14 protein-coding genes are annotated in these 17,515 nt (G+C 47.7%); 12 read left to right on the top strand and 2 right to left on the bottom strand.

The annotated features are described in order from the left end of the window. The first annotated feature begins 303 nt into the window (after positions 1 to 303). Both VN379_RS08280 and VN379_RS08275 read left to right on the top strand, forming a co-directional pair. Positions 304 to 1,413 (top strand): Glu/Leu/Phe/Val dehydrogenase, encoded by a 1,110-nt coding sequence (locus VN379_RS08280; protein ID WP_325532720.1) that lies wholly within the window; start codon positions 304 to 306, stop codon positions 1,411 to 1,413. A gap of 196 nt (positions 1,414 to 1,609) precedes the next feature. Then, positions 1,610 to 4,543, top strand: coding sequence for an insulinase family protein (locus VN379_RS08275; RefSeq protein WP_325532718.1), 2,934 nt, complete (start codon positions 1,610 to 1,612; stop codon positions 4,541 to 4,543). Positions 4,544 to 4,637: 94 nt separating this feature from the next. Here VN379_RS08275 and VN379_RS08270 read toward each other — a convergent pair whose 3' ends face one another. Continuing rightward, positions 4,638 to 4,928, bottom strand: coding sequence for a hypothetical protein (locus VN379_RS08270; protein WP_325532716.1), 291 nt, complete (start codon positions 4,926 to 4,928; stop codon positions 4,638 to 4,640). Positions 4,929 to 5,092: 164 nt separating this feature from the next. On the opposite strand from VN379_RS08270, the gene VN379_RS08265 reads away from it, so the two are divergent. The 6 genes from VN379_RS08265 to VN379_RS08240 all read left to right on the top strand — a co-directional run bounded on the left by VN379_RS08265 (position 5,093) and on the right by VN379_RS08240 (position 12,185). Next, entirely contained in the window at positions 5,093 to 6,268 is a 1,176-nt protein-coding gene (locus VN379_RS08265; RefSeq protein WP_325532714.1) for an MFS transporter, read from the top strand. Next, a complete protein-coding gene (locus tag VN379_RS08260; RefSeq protein ID WP_325532712.1) occupies positions 6,261 to 7,880 on the top strand; it encodes a hypothetical protein in 1,620 nt (539 codons plus the stop codon). Before VN379_RS08265 ends, VN379_RS08260 begins: the two co-directional genes overlap by 8 nt. Positions 7,881 to 7,999: 119 nt before the next feature. Next, the gene (locus VN379_RS08255; protein WP_325532710.1) at positions 8,000 to 8,581 is read left to right on the top strand and encodes an RNA polymerase sigma factor; all 582 of its coding nucleotides are present in this window, start codon (positions 8,000 to 8,002) and stop codon (positions 8,579 to 8,581) included. Then, the gene (locus tag VN379_RS08250; protein ID WP_325532708.1) at positions 8,571 to 9,482 is read left to right on the top strand and encodes a hypothetical protein; all 912 of its coding nucleotides are present in this window, start codon (positions 8,571 to 8,573) and stop codon (positions 9,480 to 9,482) included. The genes VN379_RS08255 and VN379_RS08250 overlap by 11 nt, the downstream gene beginning before the upstream one ends. 201 nt (positions 9,483 to 9,683) lie before the next feature. Then, the gene (locus VN379_RS08245) at positions 9,684 to 10,880 is read left to right on the top strand and encodes a protease complex subunit PrcB family protein (RefSeq protein ID WP_325532706.1); all 1,197 of its coding nucleotides are present in this window, start codon (positions 9,684 to 9,686) and stop codon (positions 10,878 to 10,880) included. Between the two features lie 126 nt (positions 10,881 to 11,006). Further along, positions 11,007 to 12,185 carry a PP2C family protein-serine/threonine phosphatase gene (locus VN379_RS08240; RefSeq protein WP_325532704.1) on the top strand — a complete coding sequence of 393 codons (1,179 nt, stop codon included), beginning with the start codon at positions 11,007 to 11,009 and terminating at the stop codon, positions 12,183 to 12,185. Here the strand turns inward: VN379_RS08240 and VN379_RS08235 are convergent. Beyond that, on the bottom strand, positions 12,172 to 13,290 hold the full coding sequence (locus VN379_RS08235) for an HD-GYP domain-containing protein (protein WP_325532702.1): 1,119 nt from the start codon (positions 13,288 to 13,290) through the stop codon (positions 12,172 to 12,174). The two genes, VN379_RS08240 and VN379_RS08235, sit on opposite strands and share 14 nt — an antisense overlap. A 157-nt stretch (positions 13,291 to 13,447) precedes the next feature. Here VN379_RS08235 and VN379_RS08230 point away from each other — a divergent pair, with 157 nt between their 5' ends. The 4 genes from VN379_RS08230 to rpmE all read left to right on the top strand — a co-directional run bounded on the left by VN379_RS08230 (position 13,448) and on the right by rpmE (position 17,490). Then, complete coding sequence (locus VN379_RS08230) at positions 13,448 to 14,269, top strand: carbon-nitrogen hydrolase family protein (RefSeq protein ID WP_325532700.1); 822 nt, start codon at positions 13,448 to 13,450, stop codon at positions 14,267 to 14,269. A gap of 34 nt (positions 14,270 to 14,303) precedes the next feature. Further along, entirely contained in the window at positions 14,304 to 14,921 is a 618-nt protein-coding gene (locus tag VN379_RS08225; RefSeq protein WP_325532698.1) for a LysE/ArgO family amino acid transporter, read from the top strand. A 77-nt stretch (positions 14,922 to 14,998) separates the two neighbouring features. Continuing rightward, a complete protein-coding gene (locus VN379_RS08220) occupies positions 14,999 to 17,077 on the top strand; it encodes a diguanylate cyclase (RefSeq protein WP_325532696.1) in 2,079 nt (692 codons plus the stop codon). Between the two features lie 203 nt (positions 17,078 to 17,280). Continuing rightward, positions 17,281 to 17,490 (top strand): 50S ribosomal protein L31, encoded by a 210-nt coding sequence (gene rpmE / locus VN379_RS08215; RefSeq protein WP_325532694.1) that lies wholly within the window; start codon positions 17,281 to 17,283, stop codon positions 17,488 to 17,490. The last annotated feature ends 25 nt before the right edge of the window (positions 17,491 to 17,515 follow it).

The raw sequence follows: 17,515 nt of genomic DNA, 5'->3' as shown, positions 1-17,515 counted from the left end.
ATCTTTTCGGGGGTCATGAGAAATATCCTTTCAGAATTTTTGACCAATGCATATTTTCACTGCTAATTTACACTAATAGGATTGATTTTGTATTATGTATTCGGTAGACAAAAAGCATTAACGAATAATATGATGAAAATGTAAGAATATTTAAATATATCCAGGGGGTTGATAAGCATGCAAAATATTTTGAAATGGCGAAAGTCCAGTTAGACAAAGCAGCAACCTTAATTAAGATAGATCCTGCCGCAGCTAAGCTGCTCTGAGCCAGAGCGGACGCTCGAGGTCTCCATCCCGGTCATTATGGACGATGGCCGTCTGGAGGTATACAAAGGGTACCGGGCTCAGCACAATACTGCGCTTGGCCCGGCTAAAGGAGGTATCCGCTTCCATCAGAATGTTAACATGGATGAGGTTAAGACCCTTAGCTTCTGGATGACCTTCAAATGCGCGATATTAAACCTGCCTTATGGTGGCGGCAAGGGTGGCGTTATTGTCGAACCCCGCAACCTGTCCCGCCGCGAACTGGAGAGTTTGTCACGCGGTTATATTCAAAAAATAGCGCCAATTATCGGTGAGTATGTTGATATACTTGCCCCTGATGTCAACACCGATTCCCGGATCATGGGGTGGATGATGGATGAATACAGCAAATCGTTCGGTCGTCTGGCCTCTGGGGTTATTACCGGCAAGCCTAAAACGATCGGCGGCTCGGCCGGCCGTGGTTCAGCTACCGGGCGGGGTGTTATGTTTACCGTACGGGAGGCTTTTAAAAAGCTTGGTTTAAATGCCAATCAGACAACCGCAGCAGTGCAGGGGTTTGGTAATGTAGGCAGCTTCACCGCCAAGCTTCTTTATGATATTGGTGTCACAATTGTGGCTGTCAGTGATGTGCATGGCGCAATCTACAAAGCGGATGGCTTTAATCCTTATGCTGTCGAGGAGTATATAAAAGATAAGGGTTCGGTAATGGGGTTCCCCGGCACCAGCAGCATGAGTAATGCCGAACTGCTGGAACTGCCTGTTACGGTATTAGCCCCCTGTGCCCTTGAGAGTCAGATTACCGGCGATAATGCTGACCGCATTAAAGCCCGGATCATTGCTGAAGGCGCTAATGGCCCGACAACACCTGCCGCCGATGAGGTATTGGCCAACCGTGGCGTTATGATTATTCCTGATGTTCTGGCGAATGCCGGTGGTGTTACCGTCAGCTATTTTGAATGGGTGCAGAATCTCTACCGCTATTATTGGACCGAAAAAGAGGTGCATGCCCGCCAGGAAGAAATGATGGTAGAGGCCTTCGAGAAGGTTTATGAGACCAGTAAAAAATATCAGAGCACCCTCCGGGTAGCTGCCTATATTGTCGCCCTGGAGCGGCTGACTGAGGCAATGAAACTGCGCGGCTGGTATTAGCCTGATAACTTTAACGCATTGGATATAATAGAATTTGTAATTTTATAATTAAATGTGTGGCAAACGGGAGAATCTATTATTAGATTCTCTTTTTTGCAGGAAAACTGTTCCAATCTGACGAAAGGCAAAAGATATAACCTCTTGGTAAGGCAATACATAGGATAAAAAGTAAAACTACAAAAAGCGAGGTAAAAGCATGTCCTTTAAGATCGGCCAGACCTATCACGGTTTTAAACTAATGGATGCTAAGCACGTAGCCGAGATTAACTCTGATGCCAAATTGTTTGTGCATAAACAAAGTGGCGCGCGCCTGCTATATCTAGGCAACGATGATGATAACAAAGTCTTCTCCGTCACCTTCCGTACCCCGCCTGAAGACTCAACCGGTGTGCCGCATATTGTAGAGCACTCCGTATTGTGCGGTTCGCGCAAATTCCCGATTAAAGAACCGTTTGTTGAATTGGTAAAAGGTTCGCTTAATACCTTTCTTAATGCGATGACCTTCCCGGATAAGACCATGTACCCTGTTGCCAGCCGCAACGAAAAAGATTTCCGCAACCTGATGGACGTGTACCTGGATGCCGTATTCTACCCCCGGATGCTGGAAACTCCCGAGATTCTTATGCAGGAAGGCTGGCATTATGAGCTGCCTGACAAGGACGCTGAACTCACATATAAAGGCGTTGTTTATAATGAAATGAAAGGAGTATTCTCTTCACCTGACGCTATCCTGGAACATCAGATTTATGCTGCGCTGTTTCCGGATACTACCTATGGCGTCGAGTCTGGCGGCGATCCGGAATATATCACTGAGCTTACGCAAGAGCAGTTCGTTGCCTTTCATAAAAAATATTACCACCCGTCCAACAGCTATATTTTCCTGTATGGCGATCTGGATTTAGACGATAATCTGAAATTCCTGGATCAGGCTTATCTTAAAGATTTTGCTGCGGCAACCATCGATTCAGATATCCCGCTGCAAAAGCCATTTAAGAAAACTGTTGTTAAAGTGGTTGACTATCCGGTATCTCCGCAGGAATCAACCAAAGATAAGACCTTTATTACCCTCAATATCGCTGCCGGCAAAGCTACCGATCCCGAAAGCTACCTGGGGCTGATGATGCTGGAGCATATCCTGCTGGAGACACCGGCAGCACCGCTTAAAAAAGCGTTATTAGATGCTGGACTGGGCAAAGAGGTATTTGGCAGCTACAGCAAAAGCATTTTGCAGCCGACAATGACCTTCGGCGTAAGCGGCGCAAATGCCGATCAGCTTGACGCCTTCCAGGCTGCTATTTCGACTACTTTAGCGAAACTGGCAAAAGATGGCCTGGATAAAAAACTGGTTGAGTCGTCAGTTAATATTTTCGAGTTCCACCTCAGAGAAGCTAACTATGGCAACCGTCCTAAAGGTCTTGTTTACAACATGAAGTGTCTTGACAGCTGGCTCTATGATGAAGATCCGCTGATCCACCTGGCGTACGAACCGTCGCTGGAGAAAATTAAGCAGCAATATAAAAAAGGCTATTTTGAACAGCTTATAAAAACCTATCTCATTAACAATACCCATCAGGCGCTGGTTGCCTTAAAGCCGAGCTGTGATATTGGCGCCCAAAAGGCTGCAGAGTTAAAACAAAAATTAGCTGAGTACAAAGATAGCCTCAGCCAGGCCAAACTGGATACCCTCGTTAAGCAAACAAAGGCCTTAAAAGAACGCCAGGAAGCGGCTGATTCACCGGAGGCGTTAGAGTCAATCCCGCTTTTGGAGTTAAAAGATATTGATCCTAAATCGGAAGAATTGGTCACCGTTGAGCAGAAAGAACAGGGAGTGCCGATACTGCTGCATCCCCATTTTACTAATCAGATTGCCTATATAAACCTCTACTTTAATATTGGCGCTGTTGCTGAAGCTGAACTGCCCTATGTGTTTCTGTTAGCTGATATTTTAGGTAAAGTAGACACCGCCAAGCTGCCATATACCGAATTGGCCAAGGAGATTAACATTCATACCGGCGGTTTTGCCTATGATGTTTTTGCTTTTTCCGAGAACGCCGATGATGAGACCTTTACCCCGATGTTTAGGGTTAAAGCCAAGGCACTTGTAAGCAAGCTGCCGGAGATGTTTGGTCTCTTAGGGGACGTAACCGGTGGCAGCCTGTTTAATGACGGCAGCAGGCTCAAGGAGCTTATCCGCGAAACTAAGGCCGCATGGGATACGGCACTGTTCCGCCGCGGCCAGCAGGTGGTCGCCAGCCGCCTGTTATCCTACTTATCACCTGTTGCTAAATACAATGAGGTTGGCTTACTGACCTACTACAAGTTTATTGCCGCGCTTGAGGATAACCTTGAAACCAAGGTGAAGGAGATAGGCCGGACGTTGTCGGCTGTAGCCCAAACAGTATTTAATAAGGATAATCTGCTGGTAGGCGTTACCTGCACCAAGGAAGACTATGAGCAATTCCGGAAGAGTCTCACCGTACTTAAAGAGAAACTGGGCTCCAGGCAGTTTAAACCAGTCAAGTATAGCTTCAAAGCCCAGGCGCTTAACGAGGGACTCTTAACCTCAGGCAAGGTGCAATATGTTGCTAAAGGCGCCAATTTCCGCCGTCTCGGCTATAACTATCGTGGCAGTATGAAGGTCCTTGAGACAATCCTGCGTTATGATTATCTCTGGAACCGGATTAGGGTTCAGGGCGGTGCCTACGGTGCCTTTGCCCAGTTTGACCGGAGTGGTAATGTTGTATTTGGCTCTTACCGGGACCCCAACCTGGGCGAAACCGTAAAAGTATATGATGAGACTGTTCAATATTTGAATGACTTTACCCCTGGCAATGTTAGCAAGCGGGAAATGACCAAATACATTATTGGGACCATGAGTACCCTGGATGCACCGCTGACACCACAGATGAAAGGTGAAAGGGCTGATGCCGCTTACATTAGGAATATCAGTCAGGCTGACCTGCAACAGGAGCGGGATGAGATTTTGGCTACCAGGCAGGACGATATCAGAAAACTTTCGGACGTTGTGGATGCCGTTATGAAGGCTAATTACCTGTGTGTGCTGGGTGGCGAGCAAAAAATTAAGGCAAATAAAGAGTTGTTTGGGCAATTAGTTACTGTAATTGAGTAGCTAAAAAGAGATTGGCCGCGCCAAGGCTCGCAATGACCGGTTGGAGTGTATTGTCCTCCACGGTCATTGCGGGCGGTGCCGGCAATCTCTTTTTTTACTCGCTTAAGAGTCCTTGTGCCAATAAACTGTCATCAGTTTCCCAAGACTCTACAATTACTTTAGCTGTCCGATATTCAAAACCCATGCCCATTAAATAACTCATAAGCGCTAACTCAGTCATAGCATGGCGCGTACTTGTGCCTTCAAGCTCCTTGATCCCATGACGAATGGCAGGCTCAACCTGTAACAAAAAATAACCGGCAGTGAGCGACTGGCTGGGAACCAGCTGAACTACAGGGTTTGGCTTGCAGTTGCGTCCGGATATCATACTTTGGAAAGTTGCCATTATGTTGCCTCCTTACGGCTTTTACTGTAGTTTATGTTGCCATGCAAATATTTGTGAGCTTATGTTAAGTCATTAAATAAAAAACAGCTTAAAAATAAATTTAAGCAGCAGGAACCGGGACAGAGCAGGCCAAATATATAGGTAGATAGTTCAAGGAGGTATGTATGAACCCTCAGGACGGTGCACTTTGGTCCAGAAATTTTACCCTTAGTTGTCTGGCTAATTTTTTCTACTTTGGCAGCTTTTATTTGTTATTGCCTATTCTGCCTCAATATGTTGACACCCTGGGCGGCACACCTGCACAGGTTGGACTGGTCACTGGTCTGTATACCATGGCGGCTGTACTGATCAGGCCATATTTCGGTCAGCTTGCCGACCGTATTGGACGGAAAAAGGTTATGATGATTGGTGCAGGCTGTTTTACGCTGTTATTTATGCTATACGGCCTGGTTAATGCGATTTACCCCCTATATATTATGCGTGTGTCCCATGGTTTGGCTCATGCCGCTTTTTTGGCCGCTTCAGCGGCCTATATCGCCGATTTGGCACCGCCGGCGCGGCGGGGTGAGGCTATGGGTGTTTACGGCACCTCTAATGTTATTGCCATGGCTCTATTTCCCGCCTGGGGTACGGCAGTTATCAGCAGGACCGGTGATTTTAATTATTTGTTTGGACTGTCGGCAGCGGTGGCGGGGGCCGCTTTTCTCTGTATCCTGCTGGTGAAAGATCTGGCGGTTGCAAACTACGGTGGCCGGCCGGCCGGTAGCTTTTTAGCTGTTGGTAAACGGCGTGAGGTGCTGATGCCGGCGTTGGCCTTATTTGGCGGAGCTACCACTTATGGTGCCATTATTGCTTTTTTGCCATTGTTTGCCCCACAGCAGGGAATCAGCGATATCGGGATCTTTTTTACCGCTTTTGCAGCCAGTACTGTTGCCAGCCGGGTATTTATCGGGAAATTGTCTGACAGGATTGGCCGCCAGCGGGTTATCCTGCCATGTATGGCACTGGTGGTTGGCGCTGTCCTGATGCTGGCCCAACTGAGCAGCAGTGAAATGCTGATCATAATAGCCCTATTATATGGCTTTGGATTTGGCGCATTTATGCCGACACTTAATGCCCTGGTTGTTGATTATACACCACCCCAGGACCGGGGAGTTGCGCTGGGATTTTTTACAGCATTTATGGACCTGGGCATCACTGCAGGTGCTGTTGTCCTGGGGTTTGCCGGCGAAAAATTTGGCTATACGGCTATGTTTAATAGTAGTGCAGTTGTTGCTATTATCAGTATCGCCGTATTTGTTATTGGAATGAGGAAGGTAGGTGTACAACCGCGTGAATAGTATTAATATCAACAGTACCGCTCCGGCTCTGCCGGTCAAGCTTGAAACGGCAGATAGTCTGGTGGTCAATCAGGATTCCAGTGGTGAGGTTCAGGCGAATGCCACTGGCACGAAAGCAGCACCCGCGCAGGCGGCATTGTTGTCATTGGAAAGCTTTATCACCATCGAGTTGGCAGAACTTGGCAAAACAGTTACCGCCCGCACCGCGGTTGTTAACAGTTTGCCACCCGAAGTCCAAGAGCTTGTTAAAGATATATTGCATCAGTCGCAGGCCGCACAAACTATTGTTCCTGAAGGGGTGGCTTCGCTGCTTAAGGCGCCGCGGACAGCTGCTGAGAAGTTGACAATATTAGCTGCGGCACTGGAGCAAGCGATGACAGGTGCAGGCGAGGACGTGGCTCCCCCGCCTGCAGGAATACCGGCAGGTAAGCCGCAGGCAGCATTGACTGAGCTGATCAATGTCTGGCGAAAGCTAACCCCGGCAGAGCTTAGAGCAACCGTCAAGGTATTGCGTGAACTTGCTGCCACAGCAGCATCTCAGTCGGAGCAGGCTTTGGCTGAGAACCCGGAGCTGCCGGCAACTGTTCTTCCTACAGTGAAGCTGCCCGCAGAGCCAGGGCCTGAAACACCGGCACCAGCTCAGCCTAAGGTTTTGCCAGGTGAACCGGAGGTGGCGTCCCAGGTATTGAGTAAGCCGGATGTCCGGGATGCCGAACCTGATAAACCGCCGGCAGCTCCCTTGCCGGGTACGCCCAGGCAGGTAAAAGGAGATATCCCCGCCTTGCCAAATATGCCACAGCCCCACCCTGATGTACAAGAGCAGCAGGATGTGGATGTGCCTGCCTTATTGAAGTCTGTTTTTAGCCGCTCTGAGGTGGTCAAAAGCCTGCCACCGGAGGTCCGGGAATTTATTCAGGCCTTACTGCGCCAGGAACTACCGGCCCAGACCGGGAATACAGGCCCACAAAATCTTCAAACCCGGCAGGCCCTGCAAGACTTGCAAGACCTGCCTGAACCCCTGATTGCCTTTATTAAATCAACCCAGCCGCTCCCGGAAAAGCTGGCACTATTTATTGCAACCTTGGAACAGGCAGCAGAGCCGTTTAGTCCTGAGGGACGGCCTACGGCTAAAGCCACCCCTGGCCCCCAACTGGATTTAGTCGCGTTAACCACAGCCGGGCAAGGGAAAAACCCTGAAGAGTTGAAGGCTGCCGCCAATATAATCAGGGGCTTGGCTGAAACTATGCCCAAACCAGGCGGTATCATTGCCGAGCGTCAGGATAATCAGAGCATATTGACCTTTACCGTGCCACTGTATTTTGGTGAGGGTCAGACCGCCTACCCGGCCCATATCCATATCTATCACCAGGAGCAGGAAGATCGAAAAAAATCCGGACAGACAGTGACCGAGACCTGGCTCAGGATTTGTGTAGAGACAGAGAATATTGGATTGGTTGAGACCTCGTTTCGTTTGTATGATGGACATACCGTAGATGTCAAAGTGCGCTTTGACGATAAAGCAACAGCTGATGATTTTGCTGATGATGTTGAAGAGGTAAAAGAAAAGCTGGCACAGCTCCCTCTTGCCCTGGGAGAGTTTCTGGTAAAGTAATGAAACTAAGAAATTTTTTTCATGCATTCGTAACATACTATAAGATAACGACCTGTGGCGTTACTTATTGGCTTCTGTAACGTTAAATTATATGTAAGCCTAAAGAGTGGTGACAATGATTGTCAGAAAATGAAAATATTATGATTGCCAAAGCCAGGGAAGGTGACCGCGCAGCACTTAATGCGCTTGTTTCCAGCCATTGGCCTTCTATGTACCGTTTGGCTTTAGCAAAAACCGGCAATCCCGAAGATGCCCAGGAGATTGCACAAGACACCTTCTTACGGGCCCTGGCAGCATTACCACGTTATAAAGAAACGAACGCCACCTTTAAAACCTATTTGTCACGGATTGCCCTTAATCTTATTATTGATTATTACCGTAAACGCGGCCGGGCTCCCCAGGTTGTGGATATTGCTGAATACAATGAGCCGATCATTGATCCCGATTCACGGCCGGAAGAGTCTGCAGTAAACGCTGAATGGCGCGGGGAAGTACTCGGCCTGCTGGCCCGCTTGCCTGCTGAACAGCGGCAGGTCATTGAACTGCGGATTATTCAGGGGCTGTCGGTTGCCGATGCTGCCCGGATTATGGGCAAAAGCGGTGCTGCGATAAAAATGCTGCAGCAGCGGGCGCTGAAAAAACTTAAAGACTTATTTACCGAGCATGGGTTAACAGGAGGAGGTGAAGCTGGTGCAGGATAATACAAAAATCGAGAAAAGACAAGCAGAAGCGCTGTCAGCCGCCATTGATGCCCTTAACCGGGGTGTGGTGCCCGAAGAGAGCCAGGAACCTGAGTTACAAGAACTGCTATTGACCGCCAAACTGGTTAAGGATGCATCAGAACCAATGCTTGCACCACCTCCGGCAGTGCTCGATAACCTGGTAAATCAAGCAGCCAATACCATTGCCCGGGAAAACCGCAAAAGGCATCGGGCCTGGGGCTTTGCCGGTCTGACAAGTGCGGTCGCAGCTGTTGTTCTAGTCGCGTTGTTGCAGGTTATGCCGCCGGTCACCCCAGAGCAGCAATTAGTTAAGACGTCGCCTGCTCCAGTCACCGAAGCTCCGCAGCCCCCAACAATCGCGAAGACACCACCCAATCTAGTTACACCGCCGGCTGATACCCGGACGCCGGTTTTACCCGCTAAACCGGCACAGGATTCTCAAGCCGCTCAACCCGAAGCAGCAGATGTGACTCCACCTGCTGCTCAGGAGCCCAGTATTGCCCTTGTCCCGCCGCAATCACCGGTTCCGGCGGCCAGCGAAACCATGCTGGCTTTGGCAGAACGAAAAGCCGATATTGTCAGCATTGACGCTGCCACCAAAAGAATCCGCCAGGTTTATCACCAGGGTGCACCTGACGAAATAATTGTTACCCAGGCCCCAAAAATTCAGCGAAACCTCCGGACAGCCCCGCAACCCCCGGAAGCACGCACAAAAATGGCTGCCCCGGTTCCCAATGAATCAGTCGAGATCAAACCCCCGCATCGTAACAAAGTAACAGTAACAGTCGACAACACAGAGGTAACCCTGGAAGGCACAGCGACTGAAGAAGAACTCCTAAACCTGGCAAAAACACTCACCAAAGTAAGTGTAGCAAAATAAAAGAAACAACAAAAGTGACTCAAGGGGACGGTTCTCTTGAGTCACTTTTTTGCTGTTTGTGACTCAGCAGAACCGTCCCCCTGAGTCTGGGAAGTTTTTCTTGTGTTGGTGGCGTTACCTTTGAGGGAACGATGGCGTTTAAGTAGATGAGTTGACTAAGGAGTCAATTGCAATAGATTAATAAAATGAGAGGGATAAAACATGAAAATCAATAAGAAACAGATAAAATTTATTTCTGCTGTCACCGGTCTGGCAGTGATTACGGCTGCAACCTCTTTTGCTGCCCTGCCTGAGCCGGCATCGGCCCAATGGCTGAATCTGACTCAATCTGCTGTGCTTGAACAAGGGGCTCAGTCAACACCGATTATGACGCAAGAGACCGTTTTAGCCACTGCAACCGGGGATATGACTACCGGAGTTGAGGAAGCTGAAGACGGCAGTATTCCAGTGCAAGCAGAAGGAAGTAAGATGTTTCAAGTTCCTGTTAAACAGGTAATGACAGATGATCGGCCGGCTGTAGTGCTTAAAGATACCTCGGTTCAGGGCATTATTGAGACTGTTGTTAAAATACCGGGAGTATTACCAGGCGGAGTTGTTGCCAGTTCGGGAAAAATTGACGTAGGACCAGGGGTGGCAAACCTTGATTATGCCAAAATAATTAAGTGGCAGCAGAATGTTGACGCAGGTTACGAACGCTGGCGTCTTGACCCAATGAAAGTCGCCCGCCGGGAAGGAAAAAACTATGGCTTTACCGATAAAGATAGCTTTACTATTGTTAAGCGCCTGGCACATAGCGAGTTGGCCCGTCATGGTGAGGTCCATGTCAAAGTAACCCATAACGGGAAAAATTATACCATGATTTTGGTTAAACCGTTTGGCGGCGGTGACGCCATTTGGACGACGTACAAGGTAGTTGGCCAATATAAACCGGTTCCACCTGCTCAAACTACAGGTAAAACCCTGTTCTCCTCCAATAAATTTGCCAACTGGAGCTGGCATAAAGATAGATACCTGAAAGATATGGCTTTTGCTACTATCGTTGATTATAAATCGCAGCTTAGACAGGACAAGCGTATCCCGGAAAATGTTCTGAGTAAAGTGAAGAATATTAATTATGATAAAAAAGTCGTACTGTTTGCTTATCTTGGTACAGCCCCGTCAGGTGGTTATGGGGTTGGCATTGAAAAAGTAGTTATGAACGGCAATAAGATGACTGTCACTGTCCGTACTCAGAGTCCGGGACACGGTTCGGCGGTAACACTTGCGATGACGCAACCATCCGACTATGTAGTGCTTGATAAAACAATCTTTGATGTCTGGGGTGGCGTGGACATTACCTTTGTTGACCAGAATGGTAAAGTTCTAAGTAAAAATAAATTAACGATTTCCCATCGATAGAAAAAACGAGATTGCGAGCATGAGCTGAGCAATCTCGTTTTTCATTTATGGTAACCGGTGCTGTTTTCACTGGCAGGAAAATATTATATAATAAGAAAATAGTTGTTAATCAGACGGAGGTAGCCAATGGATTCGATCAATATGCTGGTAGTATTTTTGTTAATACTATGTGTTATAACTTCTGGTTGGCTGTATAAGCGAAATCGCCACATGGCCAGGTTGGTAGAGCAGCAACTGCAGGAAACTGTGCGCCAGGCCGAGGTGTTTAACGCTCGGAATGAGCGTTATCGCGCACTTTTACGACAGTCAAGCGATGGAATTATTGTCTTGGATGCCGAAACCTGGCGGATTCAGGAGGCTAATGATCAGTTTCGGCAGATTATGGGTTTTGAGGAAGCTGAAGTAGTCTGGCTCCATATTAAGGATTTAGCAATCTCAGCCGACATTGTGGCCGATCTTGAGGAGGCATTGGCTACTGGTGAGAGCCGCAGCCAGCGGAATTTCCGGCGTAAAGACGGGCATGGTATTACTGTTGAGTTTTCGGCAACGCAGATCAGCTACCGGGACCAGCAGGCCATTGTAGCTACTTTCCGGGATATAACGGAGTATGTCCGTCTGCAGGAGGCCCTGAAAAAGGACATAAAAACTGCCGGTCAAGTGCAGCGCAGTTTATTGCCTGCTGATCTTGATACCGGCCAGGTGAGTATTCGGACCGTATTTGAACCTTATCATATGGTAAGTGGTGATTTTTTCCATTATACATTTATCAAAGGCGGCCATGTTTTAGCCGGCTATATGATCGATGTGGCCGGGCATGGCTTGGGAACCGCCCTCCAGACCGCAGCTCTGAATGTGCTCATGCAGGAAGCTTATTTAATGGAGATTCCGCTTGTTGACAAGGTACGCTGGATAAACCAGACGGTAATGCGCTATTTTACAGAAGAGACCTTTGCCGCCATGCTATGTTTCGAACTGGATTTTGACAGCAGGATCCTTACTCTGGTGCCAGCTGGCATTACCGGTTTTTTTGTGGCTTCGGAGACAAGCAATGGTTTGGTAAAAACAGCTGGTTCCCTTTTGGGAATCATTCCGGAGCTTGATATTACCGAGGTTCAAATGCCTGTACGTGCCGGAGATACTATTTATTTTGTGACAGACGGCATATTGGATCTGGTCGAAGTCAATGGCCTGCCTGAAGACCTGGATCTCCGTGATTTTGACAGTACAGCCAACTGGTTTGACCTGTTGATAAAAGCCAGCAGGCGTTGGGATGATGCCTCAGGTTTATTTATCAAGCTGAATTAGCGTCCAGTTCTAATATTTCGGCAGGGGTGAAGATTTTATCAATAAAGGTTGTCAGCTGTTTGGTTAAATCAATCTCGGCCCCTTCGGTTTGCCTGTGACCGTTAGCATCAATAATCACTCTCAAGGTGGGCCGGGTTTGTAGACCGGAGATTACTTTTGTTACCAGGGCAATCTCACCGGTGTTGAGTCTAACGATGCTGTCCAAGGGATAGATTGCAATTTGACTCAGGAAGGTTCTTAAAATGACTGGGTCGAAGTGGGTATTTGCGAGCGACATCATGATCTCATAGGCTTCATATGGCAGAGTTCCTTCTTTGTAGGGTCTGTCTGAGGTAATAGCGTCATAAACATCAGCGATGGCCACAATCCTGGCATAGTGATGGATATTTAAACCACCCATGCTGCGGGTGTAACCGCTGCCGTCAAACTTTTCGTGATGCTGGAGGGCAACGTGGGAGGAGATAAGGGGGATTTCGCTTTGGCGGCGGAGAATATCAAAGCCATAGTCAGGATGATTCTCCATGACTTTTCTTTCCTCGACGGTGAGGGGCCCCGGTTTGACCAGGATTTCTTTGGGAATGAGCATTTTTCCTGTGTCATGCAGTAAGGCTCCCAGAGCCAGCTCTCTGAGCTCGAGAAGATTATAGCCTAGCTTGACACCGGTGAGTGTTGATAAAACGCAGACATTAACCGAGTGCCCAAAGGTATAGCCGTCGCGTGAACGAATATCAGTCAGATGAACCATGGCCCCCCGGTTTTTAATAACCTCATCAGTAAGAAAGGCAGCTGTTCTTTTAAACTCCTTCGTATCTACCTGGCGGGTGTCGGAGATATTTTGAAATGCAGCATGTACCGCCTGGACCGCTTGTACCCGTGTCTCTTCACGGACAACCTCAGGGATAGTATCGATGAGGTCACCATCAACCATCTGATCAGTAAACGGGTTTTTTATATATATACTTGTCAGGCCAAACTGCCGTAACCGTTCAATATGTAAATGATTCAATTCTGTATCAGTACCTAAGAGCAACACGCCTTCGGTGCTGAAAACATTGCGGGCGATGACCATACCCGGCTGTAAACTAATTGTGGCAATTTTTTGCATGAATGTGAAGGGCCTCCCTATGTTCTAACAAGTTATTGTTTATTTGCCAGGCTATGTTATTCGACAGGCTATGTTAATAAATCCTTCAGCTAGAGCTGTTGATTTTAAAAAATCACACTATTTTGTAATGATAACAAATATAACGGGAGGGTTATTTATGTCAGTATTTACGGTAGGTATTTGTCAAATGGGGATTATACCCGATAAGTTGGTTAATATTGACAGGGCGCGACAAATGATTGGCGAAGCAACTGCCCGGGGCAGCCGGTTAGTGGTTTTGCCTGAAATGTTTAACTGTCCGTATCAGTCGGAGCTGTTTCCTGAATATGCAGAAAGTTATCCGGATGGCCCAACAGTGACTATGTTAGCCGAGTGTGCCGCCAAATATAAGGTAATCATTGTGGGCGGTTCAATTCCTGAAAGGGATGAGGCCGGCAATATTTATAACACCAGCTTTATCTTTGATGAAAGCGGTGACTTGATTGGCCGCCACCGCAAAGTCCACTTATTTGATATTGCGATAAAAGGCGGCACTGTATTCCAGGAATCCAGGACCCTGACTGCCGGCAGTAGCATGACTGTTGTCAAGACATCGCTGGGGACTATCGGTGTGGCTATCTGTTATGATGTGCGCTTCCCTGAGCTGGCCCGGGCCATGACGCTAAAAGGTGCACAGGTCTTAATTTATCCGGCTGCTTTTGGTCCGGTTACTGGTCCGGCTCACTGGGAATTGTTAATGCGGGCAAGGGCTGTTGATAACCAGGTATATGTGATTGCGGCAGCACCGGCGCTGAATGCAGCTGCCGAATATGAGGCTCATGGGCATTCCATGCTTGTTGATCCCTGGGCCAGGGTGCTGGCTGTTGCCAGTGAAGTAGAAACCGTAATAACCGGCAAGATAGATTTTAGAACACTGGATAAGGTGCGGGATGAGTTACCGATACTTAAACACCGGCGGCCAGAGCTATATAGAGACTGACCATTGGAGTCAGTTTCAGAGGGAGAGAGAAAAGGTGGAACCATTTATTCATGGCATGATTCTTGCTTTTGGGCTTATTTTACCACTAGGGGTACAAAATTTATTTGTTTTTACGCAAGGCGCTCTTCAGAGCACCCTGTGGCAGGCGTTGCCGGCCGTTCTGACAGCCGGAGCGTGTGATACATTGCTTATTCTGGCGGCAGTGCTCGGGGTATCACTGGTGATTTTGAGTTTTGCCTGGCTTAAGCTGATCCTATTGGGAACTGGCATTGTCTTTCTAGCCTACATGGGCTGGGTTTCCTGGAATAGCAAGCCGGATAGCAGTCCCGTTCCGGGCGGCAGCGGTATGCCTCCTGCCAAACAGATTGTGTTTGCTGCATCGGTTTCGCTGTTAAACCCGCACGCTATTCTTGACACAATCGGGGTCATCGGAACAAGTTCCTTAAACTATGCTGACAACGACAAAGTATTGTTTACTGTTGCCTGTATAGCAGTCTCCTGGCTGTGGTTTTTTGCGCTGGCCCTTGCCGGACGGATAATTGGCAACTTAGACAGCACAGGCAAAATGTTAAGTCGTATCGGTAAGATTTCCGCTGTGTTCATCTGGGGGGCTGCACTATATCTGGGTTATGGAATTGTCAGTGAGATGTAAGCCAGCCATTCTTAAAAAGTAGCTATGCGTATTGGAGACTGCTTGTCTATAATAGTAAGCAAAAAGGCGGTAAAAAGGTGCCACTACGGGAAAAAAGCATCATTATTATTGGCCTGACGCTATTTTTGTTGCTGTTTAGTATATTCCTTACCGCGGATACCATTCTGGTTAATGGCTATCGGCAACTGGAGAAAAGTGATACTGAACGCAATGTAAAGCGAGCGATCAAAGGCATAGAAAACGAGGTTGATTCCTTAGAGGGGATAGTCAGAGATTGGGCTCAGTGGGATGATAGTTATCATTTTATTGAGAACAGTAGTCAGGACTTTATTGATGCCAACTTCGTAGACCTGACGTTTATATCTCAGCAGATCAATGTGATCATGTATACTGATCTTGCCGGACGCATTGTATATGCACGTGCCTTTGACTGGGATAAACGTGAGGAATTGAACTTAACTGAAAAAATGGCGGCAAGGCTTGCTGACATTAAACCAATTGACAACCGCACCCCTTTTTCCAGTATTAATAAAGGCCTGTTGACTTTCCCGGAAGGACAGATGCTAGTTGCTGCCGGGGCTATTTCTAACAGCACCGGGATGGCTCCGGCCCGGGGAGTATTACTTATTGGCCGCTTTGTGACTTATGTGGAAAAAGAGAAGATATCAGAACGGATTCAACTGCCGATCGATTTTGCCAGCTGGGATGGCGATTTGCCACCGGATTTTGTTTCAGCTCAGGGCTATTTGTCTTACCGTGATGAGATATATGTCAAACCGATTGATGATAATTATATGGCCGGCTATACGGTCTTGCCTGATTTGTATGGTCAGCCTGCCTTGTTGATGCGGGTCATGGTAGCAAGAGAAATCACGCAGCAGGGGCAGCAGACACTCAATTACTTTATTGCCATGTTGTTGATTGCCGGTCTCATCTTTGGGATTGTGATGCTGATTCTTATTGAGTGGAATGTACTTAGTCCATTAACTCAGTTAAACGGCATTGTTGAAAAGATTACGAAAAGCAAAGATCTTTCTATTAGGTTGCCGGTAGCCGGTAGGGACGAACTAACCGGGTTAGCGGCTAATATTAATAATATGCTGAGTTCATTGGAAAAGGCGCAGTCCCGGCTTAGGTATGTTGGCCGGCACGACACGCTGACTGGGCTTTATAATCGTGCCTTTTTTGAGGAATGCATCGAAAAGACCAAAGAAACGGCAGACAGTGTTCAGGTGCTTGTCGCCGATGTTGACGGGCTTAAGTTGATTAATGACACCTTGGGCCACAGTAGTGGGGACTCCCTGTTACGCAAGGCTGCTGAAGTATTAAAACAGACCTGTCCGCCTGATGCCATCATTGCCAGATTCGGCGGCGACGAATTTGCTATTATTCTTAAGAATTACCTGGCTAAAGATGTCGCCCTGCTGTGTAAAGCTATTAAAGAGGCTGTTAGCAGTGCCAACCATGAGACACCAGGTTTGACGCTCAGCATGTCGATTGGTTATGCAGCAGGTACGCAGCAGTCTAATGATGCCGTAGAGCTGCTAAAAGAAGCAGATAATTATATGTATCGTGATAAACTGTTCCATAATCGCAGTACGCGCAGCGCTATTGTACAGACATTAAAAAAAGCGCTTGAGGTGCGGGATTTTATTACTGACGGGCATGCCGTCAGGATGCAGGATTTAGTGCGCTTATTAGGCACAGAGATTGGATTTTCCGAGAATAGATTATCGGAATTGCAGCTTTTTGCCCAGTTTCATGATATCGGCAAGGTGGGCATTCCTGACGGGATTTTGTTTAAGTCTGGCCGGCTGACTGTCGAGGAAACAGCCATCATGCGCAGCCACTCGGAAATTGGGTATCGTATTGCCAGGGCGGCACCAGATCTGGTATTTATTGCCGACTGGGTGCTTAAACACCATGAATGGTGGAATGGCGGCGGGTACCCGCTTGGTCTTAAAGCTGAAGAAATTCCTATTGAATGCCGCATTCTGGCTTTGGCTGATGCTTATGATGCGATGACTAATCAACGGCCATACCGTACGCCCATGACCCCTGCCGACGCGACCAGAGAAATCAGGGAAAATGCGGGTATACAATTTGATCCTGAGCTTACCAAAGTATTTATCACGATATTGGCAAAGTTGCCGTAAGATAACTTGCACATTCTTGGCATGATATGCTATAATTACTACGCATAAAGTGAAACTTACCTCCAAGGCGCTTAAATGCCCGGCGAGGCTTAGTTGAACCTATCCAGGAGCTTGTCCGGCTATGTCTCTGCATAAGCGGAGGGGATTCGTGACGAACAGCCAGCGGATAAATTTAAGTGGCTTTAAAAAGTGAGGTGCAAGACGTGCAAGAAAAAATTCATCCTAAATTCAGTGAAGCTAAGGTAGTTTGCGGTTGTGGCAATACATTTGTAACCGGCTCAGTTAAAAAAGAACTGCGTGTAGATGTATGCTCCAAATGCCATCCGTTCTATACCGGTCAACAGCGCCAGATAGCAGCCGGCGGCCGTGTAGAAAGATTCAACAAGCGTTATGGCAGCAATACCCAAGAATAATTGCAGCTTGGCAAATTGAACAAGA

Source organism: Sporomusa sp. (genome assembly GCF_035561255.1).
Classification (GTDB): Bacteria; Bacillota; Negativicutes; order Sporomusales; family Sporomusaceae; genus Sporomusa.
Note: the sequence above shows the minus strand (reverse complement) of the source record. Positions and strands in the feature narration are given on the sequence as shown.